The sequence below is a fragment of the Serratia sp. H1w genome, assembly GCF_000633355.1.
Lineage (GTDB): Bacteria > Pseudomonadota > Gammaproteobacteria > Enterobacterales > Enterobacteriaceae > Chania.
On sequence record NZ_AYMQ01000194.1, the window covers coordinates 1 to 4,598 of the forward strand.

Genomic DNA, 4,598 nt, shown 5'->3' on the forward strand with positions numbered 1-4,598 from the left:
ACACATTGAATACTTGACCACCGGCCTCGACAGCGTGTGAATTTGGTGAATTTAACAAGGTTAATCGAGTCGAGGTAATGACATATCAGAAAGATGATGCCGCCTTGATGGCTTATTGCATTGATGACAGCATTATTAATTGTCAGGGCGGAAATGTTTACGCGGTGGTGCAGGATAATACTTATGCCAACCGGATGATGGACCACTTCCCTCTATTGGCCGATATTCAGGTCATCCGGGAGTTGCCTGGGCGAGCTGAAAAAGGGGATACGTTTATTATCATTGGCTTCAGTGATTTTGCATCGGCCATCATCAAACAGCTGTCTCAAACACAAGTTTATCGGATCCTGTTGGTTGACGACTCGGATGGTGTTGAAGTGCATAAATCATGTATTTTGCGGCCTCAACGTTTGTCGCGTGTTCGATCGGCGTCGCATATTTCTCGGCATGGCATGAAACGGCCATACTGGAATGAAACTCTGCTGGCATTATCACTGGCCTGCAGCATCGCGCCGCAACCGGAAATTGCAAAGGGAGGAGAATTAAGCTTCAGTACTTACCTTGGGTTACAGGACTTCGATCAATCAAACTGTTATGGCGATTGCATACTGATATCCGAGGATGTGGATTAGGCAGGGCAATGTGCTAGTAAACAACTGCTTCAGTTCGTGAGTGAACGAGGCTGTATGTTGATGAAGCAGAAGGCCGCCGGCGGGGTAGTGACGCAGACTTGCTGATCGCGTATGCTCCGCACTTTGGATAAAATTCATGGCAAAAGTTGATGTTGTCTGCCCTCAGTGCAATGAAACTCAGGTTGTACGATGTAACGGACATTCAGCATCCGGTGCCCAGCGTTACATCTGCAAGCTCTGCTCAAAGACCTTTCAGCTCAACTTTAGCTATTCCGGTGCCAAACCAGACACACACCAAACCATTGTTAATATGGCGATGAATGGTTCTGGATGTCGCGCTACCGCACGGGTTCTCGGCATCAGCCTCAATACTGTTCTGCGGCACTTGAAAAAATTTCGCCAAAACAGGTAGCTGAGAATCTCGACGCCGAAGCAGAAGTCGTTATCTGCTGTGAAACCGATGAACAGTGGTCTTACGTGCGGTGTAAAGCCAATCCCCGGTGGTTGTTCTACGCTTATGACCGTATCCGCAAACGGGTTCTGGCTCACGTCTTCGGCCCGAGAAATGCCTCGACTCTGCAACGATTGCTGGCCCTGTTAAGCAAATTTAATATTGCCTTTTACATGACGGATGCTTGGCCGGTTTATAAGGTCCTGTTGAGCGCAACCAGCCACGTGGTGAGCAAGAAATATACCCAAAGGATAGAACGGCATAATCTTAATCTTCGCACACATATCAAACGACTGACCCGCAGAACAATTTGCTTTTCGAAGTCAAAGGAAATGCACGATAAGATCATCGGTTGGTATTTTACTATTCATCACTATCAATAAATCTGCGTCACGACCGTTTTTTGGGTGTACATAAAAGAGAAGCCCGGCGATAAACCGGGCTGTTTTGGCAAGGCATTACTGTTAGGCGGTTTTAAAACCTGGTTTGCCGTTCTTGGCTCGCCATTCTTTGACCTCTTTAACTACACCCTCAGGGCTATCTTCTCTATCATCTCGTGGATAGTAGATTAGATCGGAACCATCAGGATGTTCAGAAAGCTTTTTAAATTCGAGCAAATTTTGAGTATCTTCAGCTTCAGAAGTATTTTCCACATTAAAAAGCTTACGTACTAATACCAAGAATTCAACTTCTGTATAATCAGAAATGGTTTTGTTGCTCATAATTACTTTCCTCCACTATGAATTTCAATATGGCGCTTAGGTGTTACAACTCTGATATTGTCGATGTTGTAGACTTCTCCCCCCTGACTGATAGGTTTTACATGATGAAGCTCATACTTAATCCTACCGCCAACCTGTTCGGTTTCTCTGGGGGCTGGAGCTTTACCATTTTTTAGATTTCCCAAGTTGGCTTTTTTAAACTGTTTAGCCAGTGCCGGATCTTTCGCTACCTCGCCCCAGAAAGCTTCACGGAACTTATCAAAGCTATCGAACTCCTTACCGCGCAGCTTATCAGCAATCTGACTTGGGATCGGAGAACCCAGGTCTTTACCTGCATTAGTCAACCAGCCATCACCAACTTTCTGACCCTTTCCTTCAACCTTGCCCGGCAAATCACGCCCGCTCTGCAGCATGATGTAGAGCGACCCCATGCCAGTATCGGCAGGGAAGACCAAAATAATATCACGGAAATCCAGGTCATCAGCCATCGGGAACGATTCGATGATGGGCTTGGCTACGACTGGCGACTGGTTGCCGGTATTGCCCGGAGTAACTTTCCCTTGTTGAGGGGTAACAAGAGGGGGTAACCCTTTGTAACCTGGCGTTTTATCTGGCGACACCAGAATGGTTCGTGATGGCAGTTCGCCTTCCGCCGGAATAGTGTAGCCGTATAATCCGGTAACTTCATCGCGAACCGCCTGCACAACCCGTACCGGTGTAGGGGTTGTGGTGCGCACCAGGTAGGTCTTAAACGTATTCTCGCTGAAAAATACCCGACCACGAACAGCCAGATCCACAGTGCCTTTGGCTGCCGCCGCGGCATTCAGCGTCTTGGCATCAGGCAGCTTGATGGCATCGGCAGGCATCGCCGACATGAACATGTTGGTGCTATCACGACCCGGTACATTACCGCTTCCTTCACCGGCGCTGGGTATGTAGGCAATAGAAGCAATTACTGTCCCCCAACCGCTACCTTTGATAACGACACCAATCAGATCGGCAATGGCCGTTCGAACGGATGCCCAAGCAGTTGTAGCTACTGCCCCGTCAAGAGCCAAAGAGCCCAAGCCTGTTTCAGCAAAGGTGATAGGCGCAGCTAAAGCGGCCATTGCTGCAGGAAAACCCGACATTCCAAACACGTTGGGTTGTTCTAGCTTCGACATGGCCGCTTCTTTCGCTGCCGCCTTGGTTGCCGCTTCCGCTTCTGCCTTGGCCTTCGCCTCCGATTCCGCTTTTGCTTTCGCAGCAGCCTCTTGGGCCGCTTTCACCCGCGCAGCTTCCTCAGCCTGGCGTTTCGCTTCCGCTTGTCGTTTACGCTCGGCCTCGGCATTGGCCGCGTTTAGGCGGGTCTGTGCAGCAGAAAGGGCGGCACTGGAGGCATTTCGCTTATTGATTTGAGCTTGCAAGTCCTGATTTAACGCCGTATTTTGCGCGTTCAGATTTGCAATTTCGGCATTTAATGATTTTTGCTGGTTATCTTTGGCCTCTATATTGGCTTGGTAAAATTTGTTCGCTGATACCTGGTCGCGAATGCTGATAAAGTATCCGTACTGTTTGAGTCTCGGTGCCAGCTCAGCCTGGAGTTGATTAACCGTTTGCTGCTTAGACTGAATAGCCGCATTATTGGCCGCAATTTGAGTATTATCAGCATTGATTGTTGCATTTGCCACATTAAGCGCACTGGTTGCCGCAGCAACGTCACGCTGCGCTGCCTCTACCGGATGTGCAGCATCCCAGGCTGCCTGTTGCCTTTTAGCTTCCTCTTCGGCCTTTCTTTTGGCTTCAGCGGCAGCCGCGGCGGCGGCGGCTGTCTCTGCAGCTTTTTTTGCTGCTGCGGCATCTGCAGCTTTTTTCGTATCCAGCTGTGCTTGAACCAGAGCTCGGGCTTGAGTCATACGCGCAGTTTCAGTTTGCGCCCAACTCTGCCTGGAAGGTGTTGTTGGTCGGGAATAGAGATACACGCCCGTAATGGCATTATTACCATTTACTGTGACCGTGTAGATATATCCGTCGACCGCAGCGCGGTAACCGTGATCTACCTTAGCCGTGACATTGGTACGGACATTATCATTGCCACTCCCGCCCTTGCCGTCAGACCAGTGAATAGAGTTGTCGCTCACCCAATTCATTCCACTATTGATTTCAATTCTCACCTGACCATCAGGGCCATACGTCGTTGGGGTTGGTTTACCAGGATCAAGTTGCCAGTAACCATAACCCCGGTCCCCAGAGTTTCCATTGGAACTCCCAGACCCAGTATTGACACCCCCGGTAGGTCCGCGTCCGCCACCACCAAACTGGTTGTTATGGGCATTATCCCCACCATTTCCACTCATATGTTTATCCTCATTAGGTTTATAAAACGCACACAGAGCACTGTATGCATATACATAATAAAGCCCTGGTAGTAAGGTTACGAGCAGGATGGGTTGTGTGGGGATTGGCACACAACATGGCAGCAATGTCGGTATGAGAAATCAATCATTTATCAGTTTTGATAGTTGATTTGGCCCTGTTTTTTCGGCAGAGAAGCAGGTCCCCCCTGATATCGATTGAATTCGAAAAGGTAACAATGTCAGCCGTGGGTTGCCAATATGATGATTTTCATTGGCAGTTAATGTGAGCCCATGATGATGAAATGCGAGCCGGAAAAGATAAACGCGAGCTCATTATCACTTAATGTGAGCTCGGGCGGATTTTCATTGCACTTAATCTGAGCTGGAAAATGCGCTGATTGCGAGCACGAGGAATTTCGATTGCGAGCCGTTACATCTATGGTGCACGAAAAGTCTG

At 48.8% G+C, this 4,598-nt stretch carries 4 protein-coding genes; 2 read left to right on the top strand and 2 right to left on the bottom strand.

Translation table 11 applies throughout. The annotated features are described in order from the left end of the window. Positions 1–77 precede the first annotated feature (77 nt). Entirely contained in the window at positions 78–632 is a 555-nt protein-coding gene (locus tag U869_RS0128585; RefSeq protein WP_025123925.1) for a hypothetical protein, read from the top strand. A 136-nt stretch (positions 633–768) separates the two neighbouring features. Continuing rightward, positions 769–1,466 (top strand): IS1 family transposase gene (locus U869_RS0128590; RefSeq protein WP_232785420.1). Its coding sequence is split into 2 segments (ribosomal slippage): positions 769–1,030 and positions 1,030–1,466, totalling 699 coding nucleotides; the frame shifts between segments, so codons are not numbered across the junction. 81 nt (positions 1,467–1,547) lie between these two features. On the opposite strand, the gene U869_RS0128595 is transcribed toward U869_RS0128590, so the two are convergent. Together U869_RS0128595 and U869_RS29890 are read right to left on the bottom strand one after the other, a co-directional pair. Next, positions 1,548–1,805: a bacteriocin immunity protein gene (locus U869_RS0128595; RefSeq protein WP_025123927.1), complete on the bottom strand. Its 258-nt coding sequence runs from the start codon at positions 1,803–1,805 to the stop codon at positions 1,548–1,550. 2 nt (positions 1,806–1,807) lie between these two features. After that, positions 1,808–4,141, bottom strand: coding sequence for an S-type pyocin domain-containing protein (locus tag U869_RS29890; protein WP_081795986.1), 2,334 nt, complete (start codon positions 4,139–4,141; stop codon positions 1,808–1,810). Positions 4,142–4,598 lie beyond the last annotated feature (457 nt).